Annotated in this window: 17 protein-coding genes; 6 read left to right on the top strand and 11 right to left on the bottom strand. The window is 72.2% G+C overall.

Annotation, left to right across the window (positions count from 1 at the left end; all coding sequences use genetic code 11):
• Positions 1–28 precede the first annotated feature (28 nt).
• The 6 genes from WFJ36_RS11000 to WFJ36_RS10975 are packed head-to-tail and all read right to left on the bottom strand — an operon-like array spanning position 29 to position 5,519.
• Positions 29–1,183 carry a mannitol-1-phosphate 5-dehydrogenase gene (locus tag WFJ36_RS11000; RefSeq protein WP_292789972.1) on the bottom strand — a complete coding sequence of 385 codons (1,155 nt, stop codon included), beginning with the start codon at positions 1,181–1,183 and terminating at the stop codon, positions 29–31.
• A complete protein-coding gene (locus WFJ36_RS10995) occupies positions 1,180–1,614 on the bottom strand; it encodes a PTS sugar transporter subunit IIA (protein ID WP_025105671.1) in 435 nt (144 codons plus the stop codon). The genes WFJ36_RS11000 and WFJ36_RS10995 overlap by 4 nt, the downstream gene beginning before the upstream one ends.
• Positions 1,611–3,245 (bottom strand): PTS mannitol transporter subunit IICB, encoded by a 1,635-nt coding sequence (locus tag WFJ36_RS10990; protein ID WP_071329667.1) that lies wholly within the window; start codon positions 3,243–3,245, stop codon positions 1,611–1,613. Before WFJ36_RS10990 ends, WFJ36_RS10995 begins: the two co-directional genes overlap by 4 nt.
• Positions 3,242–4,927 carry a phosphoenolpyruvate--protein phosphotransferase gene (ptsP, locus tag WFJ36_RS10985; protein ID WP_083391808.1) on the bottom strand — a complete coding sequence of 562 codons (1,686 nt, stop codon included), beginning with the start codon at positions 4,925–4,927 and terminating at the stop codon, positions 3,242–3,244. Before ptsP ends, WFJ36_RS10990 begins: the two co-directional genes overlap by 4 nt.
• Positions 4,924–5,205, bottom strand: coding sequence for an HPr family phosphocarrier protein (locus WFJ36_RS10980; RefSeq protein ID WP_071329668.1), 282 nt, complete (start codon positions 5,203–5,205; stop codon positions 4,924–4,926). The genes ptsP and WFJ36_RS10980 overlap by 4 nt, the downstream gene beginning before the upstream one ends.
• Complete coding sequence (locus tag WFJ36_RS10975; protein WP_292789966.1) at positions 5,202–5,519, bottom strand: PTS sugar transporter subunit IIB; 318 nt, start codon at positions 5,517–5,519, stop codon at positions 5,202–5,204. Before WFJ36_RS10975 ends, WFJ36_RS10980 begins: the two co-directional genes overlap by 4 nt.
• Positions 5,520–5,682: 163 nt before the next feature.
• On the opposite strand from WFJ36_RS10975, the gene WFJ36_RS10970 reads away from it, so the two are divergent.
• A complete protein-coding gene (locus tag WFJ36_RS10970; protein ID WP_292789964.1) occupies positions 5,683–7,605 on the top strand; it encodes a BglG family transcription antiterminator in 1,923 nt (640 codons plus the stop codon).
• Positions 7,606–7,608: 3 nt separating this feature from the next.
• Here WFJ36_RS10970 and WFJ36_RS10965 read toward each other — a convergent pair whose 3' ends face one another.
• The 3 genes from WFJ36_RS10965 to WFJ36_RS10955 are packed head-to-tail and all read right to left on the bottom strand — an operon-like array spanning position 7,609 to position 10,375.
• On the bottom strand, positions 7,609–7,872 hold the full coding sequence (locus WFJ36_RS10965) for an HPr family phosphocarrier protein (RefSeq protein WP_071329671.1): 264 nt from the start codon (positions 7,870–7,872) through the stop codon (positions 7,609–7,611).
• A 2-nt stretch (positions 7,873–7,874) separates the two neighbouring features.
• Positions 7,875–9,545, bottom strand: coding sequence for a phospho-sugar mutase (locus WFJ36_RS10960; RefSeq protein ID WP_071329672.1), 1,671 nt, complete (start codon positions 9,543–9,545; stop codon positions 7,875–7,877).
• Positions 9,542–10,375: a purine-nucleoside phosphorylase gene (locus tag WFJ36_RS10955; protein ID WP_071329673.1), complete on the bottom strand. Its 834-nt coding sequence runs from the start codon at positions 10,373–10,375 to the stop codon at positions 9,542–9,544. The genes WFJ36_RS10960 and WFJ36_RS10955 overlap by 4 nt, the downstream gene beginning before the upstream one ends.
• A gap of 48 nt (positions 10,376–10,423) precedes the next feature.
• On the opposite strand from WFJ36_RS10955, the gene WFJ36_RS10950 reads away from it, so the two are divergent.
• Complete coding sequence (locus tag WFJ36_RS10950) at positions 10,424–11,872, top strand: NAD(P)H-quinone dehydrogenase (protein ID WP_025105680.1); 1,449 nt, start codon at positions 10,424–10,426, stop codon at positions 11,870–11,872.
• A gap of 82 nt (positions 11,873–11,954) precedes the next feature.
• Here the strand turns inward: WFJ36_RS10950 and WFJ36_RS10945 are convergent, their stop codons facing one another.
• Both WFJ36_RS10945 and WFJ36_RS10940 read right to left on the bottom strand, forming a co-directional pair.
• Positions 11,955–13,721 carry an ATP-binding protein gene (locus tag WFJ36_RS10945; RefSeq protein ID WP_071329674.1) on the bottom strand — a complete coding sequence of 589 codons (1,767 nt, stop codon included), beginning with the start codon at positions 13,719–13,721 and terminating at the stop codon, positions 11,955–11,957.
• Between the two features lie 78 nt (positions 13,722–13,799).
• Positions 13,800–14,435, bottom strand: a complete 636-nt coding sequence (locus WFJ36_RS10940) for a Maf family protein (RefSeq protein WP_071329734.1) — start codon at positions 14,433–14,435, stop codon at positions 13,800–13,802.
• A 23-nt stretch (positions 14,436–14,458) separates the two neighbouring features.
• Between WFJ36_RS10940 and WFJ36_RS10935 the strand changes: the two genes are divergently transcribed.
• The 4 genes from WFJ36_RS10935 to WFJ36_RS10920 are packed head-to-tail and all read left to right on the top strand — an operon-like array spanning position 14,459 to position 18,650.
• Positions 14,459–15,703 (top strand): class I SAM-dependent RNA methyltransferase, encoded by a 1,245-nt coding sequence (locus WFJ36_RS10935; protein WP_292789959.1) that lies wholly within the window; start codon positions 14,459–14,461, stop codon positions 15,701–15,703.
• A gap of 43 nt (positions 15,704–15,746) precedes the next feature.
• Positions 15,747–16,406 carry a response regulator transcription factor gene (locus tag WFJ36_RS10930; protein ID WP_071329676.1) on the top strand — a complete coding sequence of 220 codons (660 nt, stop codon included), beginning with the start codon at positions 15,747–15,749 and terminating at the stop codon, positions 16,404–16,406.
• On the top strand, positions 16,396–17,631 hold the full coding sequence (locus WFJ36_RS10925) for an ATP-binding protein (RefSeq protein WP_336643294.1): 1,236 nt from the start codon (positions 16,396–16,398) through the stop codon (positions 17,629–17,631). Before WFJ36_RS10930 ends, WFJ36_RS10925 begins: the two co-directional genes overlap by 11 nt.
• Positions 17,628–18,650 carry a hypothetical protein gene (locus WFJ36_RS10920; protein WP_071329677.1) on the top strand — a complete coding sequence of 341 codons (1,023 nt, stop codon included), beginning with the start codon at positions 17,628–17,630 and terminating at the stop codon, positions 18,648–18,650. The genes WFJ36_RS10925 and WFJ36_RS10920 overlap by 4 nt, the downstream gene beginning before the upstream one ends.
• Positions 18,651–18,722: the final 72 nt, after the last annotated feature.

The raw sequence follows: 18,722 nt of genomic DNA, 5'->3' as shown, positions 1-18,722 counted from the left end.
GCTACTCCCGCCCGGACGCCGCGTCCTCTCAGCCGGCGAGTGCCGCCTGACGGCGCGCCACCGCGTCGCGGACGGCGGAGAAGAGCGGGTGCTCCGGATCGAGTCCCGTGGTGCGGACGGTGAAGCCCGTGGGGTCTTCGGTGCGCAGCAGGGCTTGCAACTCGACCGACTGCTCGTCGGCGGGGTCGTCGAACGCCAGCGCGGCGGCGACGGCTGCCACGAGGGCGTTCGTCGAGAGTCCGTGCTCGGCCGCCATCGCCGCGGGACCGATGAAGCGCTCGTGCCGGGAGATCTTCCGCAGCGGCTGCCGGCCGACGCGCTGCACGGTGTCCACGAGCGCGGGATTGCGGAACCGCTCGAGGATGGTCGCGCGGTACTGCGCCAGCTCCGCGGGGTCGAGACCGTGTTCGACGACCAGCACCGCAGAGGTCTCCTCCAGCGCCGCGGAGACCTGCGCGGCGATCGCCTCGTCCGCGAGGGCGTCCGAGATCCGCTCGATGCCCGCCCGTGCCCCGAAGTACGCGGTGGCGGCATGACCGGTGTTCACCGTGAAGAGCTTGCGCTCGATGTACGGAGCGAGGTCGTCGACGAAATGGGCGCCAGGGATGCGCGGCGGGGTGTCGCCGAACGGCCGGGCCTCGATCGCCCACTCGAAGTACGGCTCCACCGTGACGTCGATGCCGCCGCCCTCCGGCTGCGCGGGCACGATCCGGTCGACGGCGGTGTTCGCGAACACCGCACGCGCGAGGAGGGCGTCGGCGTCCGGCCCCGCCGCGGCGACGATCTCCTGCCGCAGCTGATCGGTGGCGCCGATGGCGTTCTCGCACGCCATCACCTGCAGCGGCGCGGCCTCGGGCGAGCGCAGCGCGAGCCCGGCGACGATCGACGGGGCGACGAACCGCAGCACGGTGGGGCCGACGGCGGTCGTGACGACGTCGGCCGTCGCCACCTCCTCCGCCACCACGGCCGGGTCCGTGCGGCTGTTCACCGCACGGAACCCGGAGACGACGTGGTCGGTCCCTCCGGGGCCGGCTTCGTGCACGGTGTACGAGTCCGCCCGGTCGATCGCCTCCACGAGCGCGTCCGCGACGTCGCTGAACACGACCTCGTAACCGCCCTCGTGCAGGAGCAGGCCGACAAAACCGCGCCCGATGTTGCCCGCCCCGAAGTGGACCGCCTTCATCCCTCGTTCACCTCCGAGAGGAGAGCGAACAGCTCGTCCGGCGTCGCCGCCGCTTCCAGCCGCGCGACGTCGTCCTCTTCCGAGAAGAGGATCGCGATGCGCGACAGGATGTCGAGGTGCTCGTCGCCGACCCCGGCGATGCCGATCACGAATCGCGCCTGCTCGCCGTCCCAGTCGACGCCGCCGTCGTAGCGGACGACGGAGAGGGCCGAGGCGAGGATGGCGTCCTTCGCCTCGTTCGTGCCGTGCGGGATGGCCAGCCCGTTGCCCATGTACGTCGACACGGTCTCCTCGCGCTGGCGCATCGCGTCGACGTACGCCGGGGTCACCGCACCGGCGGCGACGAGGATGTCCGTCGCCTCCTGGAGCGCATCGTCCCGCGACGCGCCTCCCGGGTGGATGCGGACCTGCTCGGCAGTGAGAACGCTCATTCTTCGTCCTTTCGCTGTTCCTTGACCATCTCGACGACCTCGTCGTACTTCGGCGAGTTCATGAAGTTGTCCACCGACACGTGCCGGGAGTCCGGCGACTTCGCCGTGGCCCGGTCGGTGAGCTGCTGCTGCGTGATGACCACGTCGGCGCCGCCGTCGAGGTTGGCGATGGCGGCGTTCGTGACGGTGACGCCCTCGATGCCGGCCTTCTTCAGCTTGTTGCGGAGCACGCTGGCACCCATGGCGGACGAGCCCATGCCGGCGTCGCACGCGAACACGATGGTCTCGATCGGGGCCGCCGCGACCGCGGTGGTGGCGGGAGCCGGCGTGGTCTCCGGAGCCGGCGTCGCGGTCGAGGTGCGCAGGGCGTCCATCGCCGCGGACGACTTGCCCTTGTTCGCCTCGGTCTGCGCGATGGCCGCGCCGAACGCGTCGCCCTCGGCGGCGAGGTCGCGCGTGCGCGAGGCCCGCAGGATGACGCCGGTGATGAGGAACGTCACGGTCGCCGCGATGATGACCGACAGGTAGACGACGAGGAGGTTGGCGACGCCGGGGCCGATGGCCGCGGCGGTCACGGCGATGATGCTGCCCGGGGCCGCCGGGAAGGCGAGTCCCCCGCCGAGGACCATGTTGGTGGTCACACCGGCCGCTCCACCCGCGATGAGCGCGAGGATCGTGGTCGGCTTGCTGAGCGCGTACGGGAAGTAGATCTCGTGGATGCCGCCGAAGAACTGGATGATGGCGGCACCGGGAGCGGAGGCCTTCGCCGCGCCGACCCCGAAGAAGGTGAAGGCGAGCAGCAGACCGAGGCCGGGGCCGGGGTTCGCCTCGATGAGGAAGAGGATCGACTTCCCCGTCTCGGCGGCCTGCTCGATCCCCAGCGGGGTGAACACGCCGTGGTTGATGGCGTTGTTGAGGAACAGCACCTTGGCCGGCTCGACGATGATCGACACGAGCGGCAGCAGGTTGAGCGAGACGAGCCAGTCGACGGCCGCCCCCAGCGCGGCGCTGATGCCGAGCATGACCGGGCCGAAGGCGAAGAACCCGACGATGGCGAGGATCATGCCCAGGATGCCGGCGGAGAAGTTGTTGACGAGCATCTCGAAGCCGGGGCGGATCTTGCCGTCCCACAGCTTGTCGACCTGCTTCATGATCCACGCGGCGATCGGGCCCATGATCATGGCGCCGAGGAACATCGGGATGTTCGTCCCGACGATCACGCCGACGGTCGCGATCGTGGCGACCACGCCACCGCGCTCGCCGTAGACCATGCGTCCGGCCGTGTTCGCGATCAGGAGGGGCAGCAGGTAGGTGACCATCGGGCCGACCAGGCCCACGTAGGCCAGGATGTTGCCGTCCGCGCCCTCGGCGACCGCGGTCATCGCGCCCTGCCAGCCGAGGACGGCGGAGTCGCCGCCGCCGCCGATGATCTCGGCGACGCCGGCCCAGTGCCAGCCGAACGGGCTCTCGGCCCCGAAGAAGCCCTTCGGGATGAAGAGCATCGTGATGAAGCCCCAGGCGATGAAGGCCGCGATGTTCGGCATGATCATGCCGGAGAGGAACGTGCCGAAACGCTGCACGCCCACGCGGAGGCCACCGGGGGCGGTGGCAGCGGGTGACGTCGTCGTCATGATGTGGTCTCTTTCTGATGAGGGGGGAGTGCCGCGGCGAGGGTCGCCGCAGCGGTGCGGGCGGAGGGGGCGTCGTCCGCGCCGAGCGCGGCTTCCGCGAGGCGGAGGGCATCGTCGCGAGTCCGGGCGGCGAGCGCCTGGCGGACGTCCGCGAGGGCCGACGGCGCCATGGAGAGGCTCGTCGCGCCGAGCCCCACGAGGACGACGGCGAGCAGCGGATCGGCCGCGGCCTCGCCGCAGATGCCGACCGGCTTGCCGAGACGGGCGCCGGCCGCGCCGACCTCGCGCACCAGGCGCAGCACTGCGGGGTGCCAGGGGTCCTGGAACGACGCGACGGAGCCGAGCAGCCGGTCCGCGGCCATCGTGTACTGGGTGAGGTCGTTGGTGCCGATGGACGCGAAATCGGCGTGCGCGAGCACCCGATCGGCGAGCAGGGCGCTGGAGGGCACCTCGACCATGACGCCGGCCGTCTTCAGCCCGTACTCGCGGGCGAGGCCGGTGAAGTACACGGTCTCCTCGACGGTGGCCACCATGGGTGCCATGACCCACAGGTCGGCGTCGGTCGCGGCGTCGGCCTCGGCCAGCGCGGTCAGCTGCTCGCGGAGGATGTCCTCGCTCGCGCGGAGTGCCCGCAGGCCGCGCAATCCCAGGGCCGGGTTCTCCTCGTGTGCGTCGTTGAGGAAGGCCAGCGGCTTGTCGGCCCCCGCGTCGAGCATCCGCACGACGACCTTCTTGCCGGGGAAGGCCTCCAGGAGCTCGCGGTAGGCGTCCCGCTGCTGGGCGACCGTCGGCGCCTGCGACGCGGAGAGGAACAGGAACTCCGTCCGGAACAGGCCGACGCCCTCGGCGCCCCGCGCGACCGCGTCGGCGGCATCGGCCGGCTTCCCCAGGTTCGCGAGCAGCGCGACCGATGTGCCGTCGGCGAGCGCGCCGGGTGTGAGCGGGGCGTCGTCGGCGGCGCGGCGGGCGGCGGCGCGCTCGGCGGCGCGGGCGCGCTCGTCATCGGTCGGCTCGCGGGTGATGACACCCGCGGCCGCGTCGACGATCACGGTCTCCCCGGTCGTCAGAGCGTGCCCGTCGCCGACGCCGACCACAGCCACGATGCCCTTCTCCCTGGCGAGGATCGCCGTGTGGGAGGTCGGGCCGCCGTCGGTGGTGACGAGGGCGAGCACCTGGTCGAGGTTCAGCAGCGCGGTGTCGGCGGGCGCGAGGTCGCGCGCCACGAGGACGAACGGGTGCCCAGGGTCGGGCACGCCGGGGGCCTCCACACCGCGCAGTCGGGCGAGCACCCGCTGCGCGATGTCGTCGAGATCGGCGGCACGCTCGCCGAGGTAGCCGCCGACGGCTTCGAGTGTGGCCCGGAAGCCCGCGAAGGCGTCGTGCACAGCCCACTCCGCGGTGGCGCCGGCGTCGATCCTGCTGTCGACCTCGTCCTGCAGGGTGGGGTCCTCGGCGATCATCGCCTGCGCCTCGAGCACCTCCTGCGCCGCACCACCGGCGGCCTCGCCGCGCTGGGTTAGCTCTTGCGCGACGACGGCGACGGCCTCGCGGACCCGCGCACGCTCGGCCTCCGCCCCCGCGGTGCTCGGCGTGTTCTCGGGCGCGGGCAGTGCCTCGGTCATGCGGACGACCGGCCCCTGCGCGACGCCGAGACCGATGCCCACCCCTCGCAGCGCGCTCATCCGGCGGCGTCCTGGTCGTGGTCGGTGGTCAGCAGCTCGGTGAGCGTGTCCAGGACCCCCTCCGCGCCGTCGCCCTCGGCCGTGAGCGTCACGTAGTCGCCGTGCTCGATGGCCAGGGCGATCACCCCGAGGATGCTCGCGGCGTTGACCGGCTTGCCGGAGTCCTTGGCGATCGTGACCGCGAGGCCGGAGTCCTTCGCGGCCTGCGCGAAGATCTTGGCGGGCCGGGCGTGCAGTCCGTGTGAAGAGCCGATGCGGACGGTGCGGGTGGCGGTCATGGTGTTCCTTTCGGGGCCCCGCCGGCGGCGGCGAAGGTCGACTGGGCGAGGAGAAGCGTGCGGCTGCCGTCGCGATCGGCGAACACATCGTCCGGCAGGACCGCGACGGGCGCGCGGGTCAGAACGCGGATGGCGCCGAGGCGCTCGCGGAGGTGCGGGCCCACGAGGACGAGGTCGTGCCCTCCGAGGGAGACGGTGCTCTCGACGCCGGCGTCCGCGTCCCAGTCCAGTCCCGCCGCGGCGGCGGCGGTGCGCAGGCGCTGGGCGACGAACGTGCTCGACGCACCGGCGCCGCAGACCACGAGAATCCTCATCGATGTCACCTTCCTGAGAACAGTCTGGGAAACGCGGGCGCGGCGGCACCAACACGTTCTCTTCCGCCCCTGCGGAACCCTGCTCGCCGCGCCCCTGCCGCCGGAGGCTGTCATCATGGAGAGCAGTCGGACAGTGCCGTCAGCACGGGAACTCGGAGGGATCATGTCGCGCCAGCGTCAGGACCAGCTCCTCGCCGCCCTGCTGCGCGAGGAGGGCTGGGCGACCGCGGGCACGCTGGCCGACCTCCTCGGCGTGACGCCCCGCAGCATCCGTTCCTACGTCGCGGCCCTGAACGCCCGCACGCCCGGTGCCGCGGTCGTCGAGTCCGGCCCGGCGGGCTATCGGGCGGGCCCCGGCGCCCGCGGCGCGCTCCGGGTGCGGCAGGGCGGCGACTCCGCACCGCGGGAACGCCTCCACGCGCTCGTCCGGCTCCTCCTCGACGCGCCGGAGGGCATCGACGTCTTCGACACCGCGGACGCGCTGCACGTGAGCGAGGCGACCCTCGAGGCCGATCTCGTGCGGGTGCGCGGCCTCCTCGACGGCACCGACCTCATGCTGGAGCGGGCGCGCGAACGGGTGCGGCTCCGCGGCGACGAAGCGGCGCAGCGGCGTCTGCTCAGCCGCCTCGCCCATGACGAGATGGACGACGCCTCGTTCCACCCCGAGATCTTCCGGCGGGCCCTCTCCGGGACCGCGGTCGACGCGCGAGCGGTGGGACCCTTCAAGTCCGCCCTGGTGGGAGAACTCGGCGAGCTGGGCTACTACGTCAACGAACTCGCGATCGCCGACGTCCTGCTGCACATCGCGATCGCCGCCGAGCGGGTGGCGGCCGGCCGGGCCCTCGAGGCTCCGCCGTCCGGCGCTCGACCCGAGATCCCGCGGGTCGGTGCCGTCATCGCGCGGCTCGCGGCCGCGCACTTCGACGTGGTGCTCGGGGAGGGGGACAGCGGACACCTGGCCTCCCTCGTCCTGACGCGCATCGTCGCTCCGGGCGGCGAGGCGACACGGGAACTCGCGCGCAGCGGCGTCAGTCCGGACGTGGAGGCGGCGGTCCGCGCGGAGATCGCGCGGGCGGCCGACGACTACCGGGTCGACCTCGTCGACGAGACCTTCGTGCTCCGTCTCGCGCTGCACGTGCAGAACCTCCTGCGCCGTGCCGAGGAGAGCGCGCTCACCCGGAATCCGCTGACCCGCTCGCTGAAGACGACGTACCCGATGATCTTCGAGGTCGCGGTGTCGATCGCAAGCGGCCTGCACGACCGGCTCGGCACGCCCATCCACGACGACGAGATCGCCTACATCGCCATGCACGTCGGGGGGCGGCTGGAGCGGAGTCGCAAAGCGGAGTCCATCCTCACGGCGACCATCGTCTGCCCCGGCTACTACGAACTCCACGAACTCCTGCGGTCGAGCGTGGACCGCTCGCTCGGTTCGGCCATCGAGGTCACCAGCGTCATCACGAACGTCGACCCGGATTGGGCGTCGTTCGACACCGACCTCGTGCTGAGCACGATCGAGCCCGGGGCCTCCGGCGACCGCTTCGTGCGCATCCAGCCGTTCCTCACCGACGCGGACGTCGACCGCATCCAGCAGGCTGCAGGGCGCCTGCGCCGGGGGCGACGGCTCGCCCGGCTCCGGGAGGAGCTCGCGCGCTACTTCCACCCCGACGCCTTCGTGCATCCCCTTCCGGACGAGGGGGAGGAGGCCATCATCCGGCGGCTCGGCGCGCCGCTCGTGCGGGCCGGCCTGATCGGCGACGACTACGTGGAGAACACGATCATCCGGGAGCGCATGTCCTCCACGGCCTTCACCGACGCGCTCGCCGTGCCGCACGCGCTGCAGATGACCGCGGCGCGCACGGCGATCGCGCTCGGCGTGGCCGAGGGGTCGGCGGCCTGGGGCGACGGACGCGTGCAGGTCGTCGCGCTGGCCGCCTTCAGCGAGAGCGACCGCGCCGCCTTCCAGACCGTGTTCGAGCAGCTCGTGGAGGTGTTCAGCGAGCGCGAGAGCGTGCAGCGGATCGTCCGGCGCAGCGCGACCTTCGAGGGCTTCCTCGACGAGCTCGTCGCCGTGATCGACGGCTGAGGCTCAGGCGTCGGGGGCGAGCACGCGGGTGAGCTGGTCGAGGACGCTCTCCGAGGCGGGGCCTGCCGGCGTCTCCAGGGTCACGGCGTCGCCGGGTGCGAGGGCGAGGTCCATCACCGCGAGGACGCTGCGCAGATCCACGGCCGCGCCGTCCGCGGTGCGCAGCGTGACCGGGAGCTCGTGCGCCTGCGCGAGGCGCACGAGCTCCGCGACCGGCCGTGCGTGCACGCCGTTGTGGGCGCTGACGACGACGTGGCGGACGGGCATGGTCAGGAGCGCTCGTCCAGGAGGACCCGGACGCCCGCCTCCAGCTCGGCGACGGCCGCTGCGGCCGCCTCGGCGGAATCCCCCGTGGCGTCGATGTACACCTTGAGCTTCGGCTCCGTGCCGCTCGGCCGGACGATCACCCGGGAGCCGTCCGAGAGCCGGTACCGCAGCACGTCTCCGGAGGGCTGCCCCGGAGCGCTCTGCAGCAGGTCCTCGGCCGACGCGATCGAACGTCCCGCGATCTGCGTGGGCGGAAGCGACCGCAGCGAGAGCATCACCGTGCCGATGAGCGACAGATCCGCCACCCGCACCGACACCTGCGCGCTCGCGAAGTGCCCGTACGCGTCGCCCACCTCGCGGACGAGATCGGCGAGGGTGAGCCCGCGCTCCTGAGCCTCGGCGGCCAGGCCGAGCACGGCGACCGCGGCGGAGATGCCGTCCTTGTCGCGCACGGTCTCGGGGTTGACGAGATAGCCCAGGGCCTCCTCGAAGCCGAAGACGATGCCTGGCGCCCGGGAGATCCACTTGAAGCCGGTGAGCGTCTCATGGAAGTCCAGCCCGTGGTGGGCGGCGATGGCGCCGAGCCCGGGGGAGGAGACGAGCGAGCAGGCGAGCGAGGCGCCGGGAGTGCCCGCCGCCTGCCGCGCGGCACGCGCGCCGAGCAGCAGGCCGACCTCGTTGCCCGTGAGACGGCGCCAGCCGTCCGCGGCGGTCTCGTCCGGGACGGCCACGGCGAGGCGGTCGGCGTCCGGGTCGTTCGCGAGGATGAAGTCCGCCTTCGCCCTCCTGGCGGTGGCGAACGCGAGATCCATGGCCCCCGGCTCCTCGGGGTTCGGGAAGGAGACCGTGCGGAACGTCGCGTCCGGATGCAGCTGCTCGTCGACCACGATCGGCCGCGGGTAGCCGGCGGCATCGACGATGCGGGCGACCGTCTCCCAGCCGACACCGTGCATCGCGGTGTAGACCCAGCGCAGGCGGCGGGCCCCCGCGGGCGCCGGCGCGACCGCGGCGGTGGCGGCGACGTAGGCCTGGACGAGGTCCTCGGCCGCGGTCTCGTAGGCGGTGGACCGCGGCAGGGCCCGGACGTCCCCGCTGTCCGCGATCCGCTGGATGTGGGCGGCGATCTCGGCGTCGGCGGGAGCGACGATCTGCGAGCCGGCATCCGGGCCACCGAGGTACACCTTGTAGCCGTTGTCGTCCGGCGGGTTGTGGCTCGCGGTCACCATCACGCCGGCATCGGCGCCGAGGTGACGCACGGCGAAGGCCAGCACGGGCGTCGGCAGCAGGCGGGGGAGCAGGATCGCGCGCAGGCCGGCCCCGGCGAACAGCTCCGCGGAGTCCTGAGCGAAGACCCGGGAGTTCCGGCGTCCGTCGTAGCCGATCACGACCGTCGGCGTCGCCCCCGCGGCCCGCTCGCGCAGGTACGCCGCGAAGCCCGCGGCGGCCTGGGAGACGAGCACCCGATTCATCCGGTTGCTTCCCGCCCCGAGCGCGCCGCGGAGCCCGGCCGTGCCGAACGCGAGACGACTGCCGAAGCGGTCGTCGAGCTCCGCCGCAGCGGCCTCGTCCCCGGAAGCGGCACGGGTGACGATGCCCGCCAGCTCGTCGCGGGTCTGCGGGTCGGGGTCCTGGCGCAGCCAGGCGCGGGCCTGGGCGAGCCGCTCCTCGCTCACAGGGCCTCGACCACCCGGGCCAGCAGGGCGGAGATCACCGGCTCCGCCTCGCGTCCGGCCTCGATGACCTCGGCATGGCTCAGCGGCGTCTGCTGGATGCCGGCGGCGAGGTTCGTGATGAGCGAGAACCCGAGGATCTCCATGCCGGCCTCGCGCGCGGCGATCGCCTCGAGCGCGGTGGACATGCCGACGATGTGGCCGCCGATGTGCTTCGCCATCTGCACCTCGGCCGGGGTCTCGTAGTGCGGGCCGCGGAACTGCGTATAGATGCCCTCGTCGAGCGTGGGGTCGACCGTCCGGGCGATGTCGCGCAGACGCTTCGCGTACAGGTCGGTGAGGTCGATGAAGGTCGCGCCCTCCAGGGGAGAGTCGGCGGTGAGGTTGATGTGATCGCTGATCAGCACGGGCTGCCCGGGCTTCCACGTCTCGCGGATGCCTCCCGCGCCGTTGGTGAGGACCATGATCTTCGCGCCGGTGGCTGCGGCGGTGCGGACGCTGTGCACGACCCGGCGCACGCCGTGGTTCTCGTAGTAGTGCGTGCGGGCGCCGATGACGAGGACGTTCTTCCCGCCCGGGGTCCGGATGCTGCGCAGGGTGCCGACGTGGCCCTCCAGGGCGGGCTTCGAGAATCCGGTGACCTCGGTCGCGGGGATGGTCGCGACGGTCTCGCCGATGAGGTCGGCCGCCTTGCCCCAGCCGCTGCCGAGCGTGAGGGCGATGTCGTGCTTCTCGACGCCGGTCAGCCGCGCGATGTCGGCGGCGGCTTCGGCTGCGACCTCGAACGGGTTCGCAGTGGGGTCGTCGAGGGGGTTGCTGTGGGTTTCAGGCATGGATCCACTCTAGGAAGTGGCAGGCTCCGGTGCCAGGATTGCGGAAGAATGGAGAGCATGTCTTCCACCACTTTCGAGCGCACTCAGCGCGTCGCCGTCCTCGGCGGCGGACCCGGCGGTTACGAGGCGGCCCTGGCGGCCGCCCAGCTCGGAGCGGAGGTCACCCTCGTCGAGCGCGTCGGTGTCGGCGGTTCGGCCGTGCTCACCGACGTGGTGCCGTCGAAGAGCCTCATCGCGACGGCGGACGCCGCGGTCGCCATCTCCGAGGCCAGCGACCTGGGCGTGAACTTCTACGCCAAGGGCGAGAACGGCAAGCCGCTCAAGCCGGAGATCGCCATCAACCTCGCCGCCGTGAACAAGCGCCTCGTGGCGCTGGCCGGTCAGCAGTCCGAGGACATGCGCACCACCCTCCTCGACGCCGGCGTGCGGATCCTCTCCGGTCACGGCCGGCTGGAGGGTCCGAACGCCATCGTCGTCTCCACGGGCGAGCGGGGCACCGACTTCGACCGCGTCGAGGCCGACACCATCGTCGTCGCGGTCGGCGCCTCGCCGCGCGAGCTCGACTCCGCCAAGCCCGACGGCAAGCGCATCCTCACGTGGACGCAGCTCTACGACATGAAGGCGCTGCCCGAGCACCTCATCGTCGTCGGCTCCGGCGTGACCGGCGCGGAGTTCGCCTCCGCCTACATGAACCTCGGCGCGAAGGTCACGCTCGTCTCCAGCCGGGAGCAGGTTCTCCCCGGCGAGGACCAGGATGCGGCGCGGGTGCTGGAGAAGGTGTTCAAGCGCGGCGGCATGCAGGTGCTGTCCAAGTCGCGGGCCGAGAAGGTCGAGGTCACAGGCGACGGCGTCACCGTGACCCTGTCGGACGGCCGCACCGTCGAGGGCAGCCACTGCCTCATGGCGGTCGGCTCCATCCCGAACACCGCGGGCATCGGCCTGGAGGAGGCCGGCGTCGAGCTGGACGACTCCGGTCACGTCCGGGTGAACCGCGTCGCGCGCACCTCGGTGCCGAACGTGTACGCGGTGGGCGACTGCACGAACTTCTTCCCGCTGGCCTCGGTGGCCTCGATGCAGGGGCGGACGGCGGTGTTCCACGCGCTGGGCGACATCGTCATCCCGCTCGAGCTCATCAAGATCACCTCCAACATCTTCACGGCGCCGGAGATCGCGACCGTCGGCTACGGCGTCAAGGACGTGGAGGACGGCCTCGCCGACGGCATGGTCTACAAGCTCCCGCTGGCCGCCAACCCGCGCGCGAAGATGATGGGCATCAAGGACGGCTTCGTCAAGCTCATCGCCCGCAAGGGCTCCGGCACGGTGATCGGCGGCGTGATCGTGGCCCCGAAGGCCTCGGAGCTGATCTACCCGATCGCGATCGCCGTCGAGCGTCGCCTCACCGTGGACCAGGTCTCGCGGGTGTTCGCCGCGTACCCCTCGCTGTCGAGCAGCATCACCGACGCGAGCCGCGCGATGCATCTCGTGAACATCTCCTGACCCGAGACCCCCCGCAATCGACGAGACCCCGGGCTGCAGACATCTGCAGCCCGGGGTCTCGGCGTGAAAGCGGGGTCTCGGGTCAGGAGATCGTGAGGAGCTGGTGACCGGCGGAGACCGTGGTGCCCGCGGCGGCGTCGATGTTGCCCACCACGCCATCCTTGTGCGCCTGCAGCGGCTGCTCCATCTTCATCGCCTCGAGGACGACGACGAGGTCGCCCTTGACGACCTGCTGCCCCTCCTCGACCGCGACCTTGACGACCGTGGCCTGCATCGGCGACTTCACCGCGTCACCGGACGCCCCGGCGTTGGCGACCGTGGCATGGCTGCGGCGCGACGGCGGGACGGCCGCCGGGCGGCCGGTGGTGCCGGGCGCGACCGCGACGCGATCGGGCAGGCTGACCTCCAGGCGCTTGCCGCCGACCTCGACGACGACGGTGTGCCGGGCGTTCGCCGGAGCCGGCGCCTCCAGCTCGCCGTCCCACGCGGGGATGTCGTTGTCGAACTCGGTCTCGATCCAGCGCGTGTACACCCCGAACGTCCCGTCCTCGGCCGTGAAGGCGGGATCGCGGACGACCTTGCGGTGGAACGGGATGACGGTGGGCAGACCCGCGACCTCGAACTCGTCCAGAGCCCGACGCGCGCGCTCCAGGGCCTCGGCGCGGTCCTTGCCGGTGACGATGATCTTGGCGAGCAGCGAGTCGAACGCGCCGGAGACCGCGTCCCCGGCGGTGACCCCGGAGTCGAGACGGATGCCGGGGCCGCCGAAGGTCTTGAAGACGTGGATGGGGCCGGGCTGGGGGAGGAACCCGCGACCCGGGTCCTCGCCGTTGATGCGGAACTCGATGGAGTGGCCTTGCGGCTGGGGGTCGTCGTAGTCGATCGTCCCACCGGCGGCGATGCGGAACTGCTCGCGGACGAGGTCGATCCCGGTGACCTCCTCCGACACGGGGTGCTCGACCTGGAGGCGCGTGTTCACCTCGAGGAAGGAGACCGTGCCGTCGGCGCCGATGAGGAACTCGCACGTGCCCGCGCCGACGTAGCCGACCTCCTTGAGGATGGCCTTGGACGCCGAGTAGAGCTTCTCGTTCTGCTCGGGCGTGAGGAACGGGGCCGGCGCCTCCTCGACGAGCTTCTGGTGCCGGCGCTGCAGCGAGCAGTCGCGGGTCGAGATGATGACGACGTTGCCCTCGGCGTCGGCGAGACACTGGGTCTCGACGTGCCGGGGCTTGTCGAGGTACTTTTCCACGAAGCACTCGCCACGACCGAACGCCGCGACGGCCTCACGGGTGGCGGACTCGAACAGCTCCGCGACCTCGTCGAGCTCACGGGCGACCTTGAGGCCGCGTCCGCCGCCGCCGTAGGCCGCCTTGATCGCGATCGGCAGACCGTACTCCTGCGCGAAGGCGACGACCTCGTCGGCGCCCGAGACCGGGCCGGGGGTGCCGGGCGCGAGGGGTGCACCGACCTTCTCGGCCACGTGGCGGGCGGTGACCTTGTCGCCGAGCGCCTCGATCGCCTCCGGGGAGGGGCCGATCCAGATCATCCCGGCGTCGATCACCGCGCGCGCGAACTCGGCGTTCTCCGCGAGGAAGCCGTAGCCGGGGTGCACGGCGTCGGCACCGGCGCGGCGGGCGACGGAGAGGATCTTCTCGATCTGGAGGTACGTCTCGGCGCTCGTCGCGCCACCGAGCGCGTACGCCTCGTCGGCCAGGCGCACATGCAGCGCGTCCCTGTCCTGGTCGGCGTAGACGGCGACCGAGGCGATCCCGGAGTCACGAGCGGCACGGACGATGCGGACGGCGATCTCGCCGCGGTTGGCGACGAGCACCTTCGCGATTTCAGGCATGGTTGCCAGCCTAGCGAGTAGCATCCCGATACTTTTGACGACTCTCGACAAGAAAGAGGGAAAAACGTGGAGGGGAGTCTACGACCACAGATCCGTCCACCGGACCCCGAGGTCGGCGGTGAGACGGCGCACGGTGGACAACGACATCCCCACGACGGTGGAGGGATCGCCCTCGACCTTGGTGATGAAGGCGCCGCCGAGGCTGTCCACGGTGAAGGCTCCCGCGACGTGCAGCGGCTCGCCCGACGCCACGTACGCAGCGATCTCCTCCTCGCTGATGTCATCGGCGAACGTCACCGCCGCCTCCGCGACCGCGGTCGCCTCGACGGGCTCGGAACCGGGGGATACGCGGAACACGGAGTGCCCGGAGTGCAGCACCCCCGTGGCGCCGCGCATCTCCTGCCACCGGCGCGTAGCCTCCTCCGGCGTGTAGGGCTTGCCGTACACCCGGTCCCCGAGGGCGAACATCGAGTCCCCTCCGATGACGATGCCGTCGAACGCGCCCTCGGCGGCCAGCCGCTCGGCGACGGCCGCGGACTTCGCACGGGCGAGCAGCAGCACGAGGTCGGCGGGCGCAAGGGGGCCCATGCGCTCCTCTGCGGCGGCGGCCAGGGCGTCCTCGTCCACCTCCGGCGACAGGGTGAGCGGTTCGATGCCGGCCTGACGCAGCAGCATGAGCCGGGCGGGGGAGGTGGAGGCGAGGCAGACGCGCATGGAGACCACCGTATCCTCGAAGGATGACTTCCTCCGCAGCCGACGTGCTCGATCTCGACATCACCGGCATCGCCCACGGAGGCACCTTCGTCGCCCGTCACGAGGGACGCGTGGTCTTCGTCTCGGACGCGGTCCCGGGGGAGCGCGTCCGTGCCCGCCTGCTGGATCCGTCCCCCGCCGCCGGGGAGCCGGACACCCGGAGCTTCTGGCGCGCCGAGACGATCGAGGTCCTCGATGCCTCCCCGCATCGCCGGCCGCACATCTGGCCGGAGGCGGACGTCGCGCACGACCCCGCCCAGCGGCCGGGGGGTGCCGACCTCGGGCACATCGACCTCGACCACCAGCGTGCGCTCAAGCGACAGGTCCTCTCGGAGGCGTTCTACCGCTTCGCCGGTCCCGGCCTCGAAGCCCCGGAGATCGAGGCGGTGGAGTCCGGGGACGGGACGGGGTGGCGCAGCCGGGTGACGCTGCACGTCGACGACGGCGGGCGGATCGGCCCGTTCGCCGCCCGCAGCCACCGGGTCGTTCCGGTCTCGACCTACCCGCTCGCCCGCCCCGCGATCGCCGAGGCCGCCCTGGCCCTGCGGGGCGAGAAGGCCGGACGCATCGAGCTCGTGGAGCCTGCGGACGGCCGCGTGCGCATCATCCGGCACCCCGAGGCCGAGCGCCGGGCTCCCAGGGACCGCCGCCCTCGCCCGAAGCCCGAGGTGGTGCAGGAGCGCGTCGGCGACCGCACGTTCGACGTCGACGCCGGCGGGTTCTGGCAGGTGCATCCGCGTGCCGCCTCCGTCCTCGACGGCGCCGTGTACGGACTGCTGGACGGTCATGTGGAGCCGGACGCGACGCATTACGACCTGTACGGCGGTGTCGGCCTCTTCGCGCGGACTCTCGCCGATCTCGGTGGGACCGACATCGTCACCGTCGAGTCCAGCCGACGCGCGACCGCGCATGCCGCCGCGAACCTCGCGCCGCTCGACGTGACCGCCGTGACCGCACGCGTCGACCGCTTCCTCCAGCAGCCGCGGCGCGGAGGCGCGACGGGGGCGGTCGTGCTCGACCCGCCCCGTTCCGGCGCCGGCCGGGCGGTCGTGGAGGGCGTGCATGCGCTGGCTCCGTCCGCGATCGCCTACGTCGCCTGCGACCCCGTCGCCCTCGCACGTGACCTCGGCACCTTCCGGGGCCTGGGGTGGCGGGTCGACGCGCTCCGCGGGTTCGACCTCTTCCCGCACTCGCATCACTTCGAGGTCGTCGCCCTGCTCACCCGGTGAGCGCATTCCCGGTCCCGCGTCCGCGACTCACTAGGCTGTGGGCATGAGCACCGTCGCCCTCATCGACGACCACGAGTCCGTCCGCCTCGGCCTCGAGGCCGCGTGCGCCAGGGACGGCCAGACCGTCGTGTTCACCGGGAGCACGGTCGGCTCCTACCTCGTATGGCGGTCCTCGACGGGAGCTCCGCCCGCCGACGTGGTCGTGCTCGATCTCACGCTGGGAGACGGGACGACGGTGACGGAGAACGTCGTGTCCCTCGTCGCCGACGGCGCCAGCGTCGTGATCCACAGCGTCGCCGACCGGCCGGCCGCGGTCCGCGAGGCCCTGGCGGCGGGTGCGGCCGGTGTCGTCAGCAAGTCCTCTGCCCTCGACGACGTGCTGGACGCCATCCGCACCGTGGCGCAGGGCGAGGCGCTGAACAACGTCGAATGGGCGAGTGCGGTCGACGGCGACCGCGCGTTCGCCGATGCCCAGCTGTCCACCCGCGAGCGGGAGGTGCTCCGCCTGTATGCGACCGGCCTGCCGCTGAAGGCCGTGGCCGAGCGTCTCGGCGTCGCGTACTCCACCGCGAAGGAGAACATCACCCGGATCCGGGTGAAGTACGTCGAGGTCGGTCGGCCGGCACCCACCAAGGTCGATCTGCTGCGGCGCGCGATGGAAGACGGCATCGTGACGGCCGACGGGGCGCCGAGTGCCCGCTGAGCCGCTGAGCGTCCGCGACGCCTGGAGCAAGATCCCGTCTCCCGGCAGCGCGGAGAACGGCTTCGAGCGGTTCACCGGCAAGCGGATGGAGCGCATCCTCGCGATCGTGGTCGCCCTGGGCTCCGGCGTGCTCGGCGCGCAGGCGCTGATCGCAGCGGTCAACACGCTCTCCCGTCCGGACACCGCGCACATCGTGATGCTCGTGGCGGTCTTCGTGCCGCTCACCGCGATGCTCGTCGCCTGTCTGGTCGGCCGCGGCGTGCGTCTGGCCGCGGGGACGTTCGCGGTCGTGTATGTCTTGGCACTCGCGGCATGGCCTCTGGTCGTCGACCCCGCGGACAAGGTGGCGGGCGATCAGCCGTGGATCTTCTTCCTCGTGAACGTCGGCGTGGTGGCGGCGATGCTCGCCTTCCCCGTGCGGCTGCAGTTCGCGTGGGCCGTCGGAGTGCCGTTCGTCTACGGATACGTGCGTCTGGTGCAGGGGGACTTCTCCCGGGAGTTCTGGGTGACGACGGCGTTCGACGTCTCCTTCACGCTGATCCTTGGCGTCGTGATCGTCTCGCTCGGCTGGATGTTCCGCTCGGTCGCCGCGGGCGTCGACGAGGCGCGGGGCACGGCCGTGGCCTCGTATGCGACGGCGGCCGCCGCGGCCGCCGCCGAGGAGGAGAGGGTCGCCATGTCGGCCCTCATGCACGACAGCGTCCTGGCCGCCCTCATCGCGGCAGAGCGCGCGGAGGGCGAGCGGGCACGGGAGCTCGCCGTGGCGATGGCCAGGGAAGCCCTCACGCGGCTCGCGAACACCGAGGCGGCGGTCGCGGAAGAGGGCAGCGACGAGCCGGTGGGGGCCGCGCAGATCGTCGTGGAGCTGCGGCGGGCCCTCTCCGAGCTGGGCGCGGACGCCATCGTGGAGGAGCGCGGCGGCAGCGGCCTCATCCCGGGGCGTGCCGCGCGAGCCCTCGTCCTCGCGGCGCGCCAGGCGATCGGGAACGCGGTCGCGCACGCGCATGGTCGCGGACTGCACATCCTCGTCGTCGGTCACGGTGACGAGGGCATCGCCGTGACGATCTCGGACACCGGCGGCGGCTTCGACGTCGACGCCATCGGTCCCGACCGGCTCGGCATCCGCGCCTCGATCCTCGCCCGCATGGCCGGTGTGGCCGGAACCGCGCACATCGCCTCGGACGCGGAAGGCACCGTCGTGACCCTCGGGTGGGAGCGCTCATGAACCGGACCGTGCGCAGCGTCGCGACCTCGCTCGCGGTCGGGTTCGCGCTGTACTTCGTCGCCCGGGGGATCTGGTGGATCGAGCAGCCGACGGCCCCGCTGCTCATGGTCCTGGCCATCGCCGTGTATCTCGTGGTGGTGAACGTCGCGATCCTCGGGAGTCCGGCCACGGTGCGGATGCCGCTGTGGTCGGCGCTCCTCGCTCTCGGAGCGAGCGCGATCATCCCGGTGCTGGTCACCCTCTCACTGGACCCCGACGATCGAACCGCGCCGTTCGCCACCTGGTACATCGGCGCCCTCGGTCTGCTCGGCATCGTCTGTGTCGTCCGTCGCCGCGCGTGGGCGGGCTGGGCGACGCTGGTCGTGCTCGTGGTCGCCGCATCCCTCGCGCTGGGTCTGGGGGTGGCGCTGAACCTCGGAGTGGTGGGGTCGATCATGTGGGTCGCGGTCGCCCAGCTCCTGGTGATGTTCTGGGACCGCGCCGTGAGCGACACGGAGCGCCTGTCGGAGATCCAGCAGGCGGTCTCGGCCTGGCACGCGACCCAGCGGGTGCGCCAGCGCGAGCGTCGCCTCCGCACCCAGTTCGCCCTCGCCGTCGCCGGCCCCGTGCTCAGCCGGGTGGTGGCGTCGCGCGGACAGCTCGACGACGGTGAGCGGCTGGAAGCCCGCCTCGCGGAGGGGCGTCTTCGCGACGAGCTGCGTGGGGCGGACCTCCTGAACGACGACGTCCGCAACGCGATCGATGCCGCGCGCCGCCGCGGCGCCTCCGTGACGGTGTTCGACGAGGGCGGTCTCGACGGCGTCGACGAGGGCCGGCGCATGGAGATCCGCGACGAGCTCGCGTCGGTGCTGCGCAGCGCCGGCACGGGGCGCATCATCATCCGCTCCGCACGAGACCCGCTCGTCGCCGTCACCGTCGTCGGTCGCGCGGGCCTTCGGGCATCGGACGACGATTCCGTCGACCTCTGGCACGAGATCGCGAGGGAGCGGCGGGGGACGGCGTCCGACGCGCGGAGCTGAGAGTGGGCGAGGGGCGGCGAATCCGCCTGCCCCTCGCCGTGCGGACAGTTACCCGAAAACCGTCCGCTGGTG

The sequence above is a fragment of the Microbacterium sp. MMO-113 genome, from assembly GCF_037148555.1.
In the GTDB taxonomy this organism is placed as follows: Bacteria; Actinomycetota; Actinomycetes; order Actinomycetales; family Microbacteriaceae; genus Microbacterium.
The sequence above is the reverse complement of the archived record's forward strand: the minus strand, read 5'-3'. Positions and strand labels throughout refer to the sequence as shown.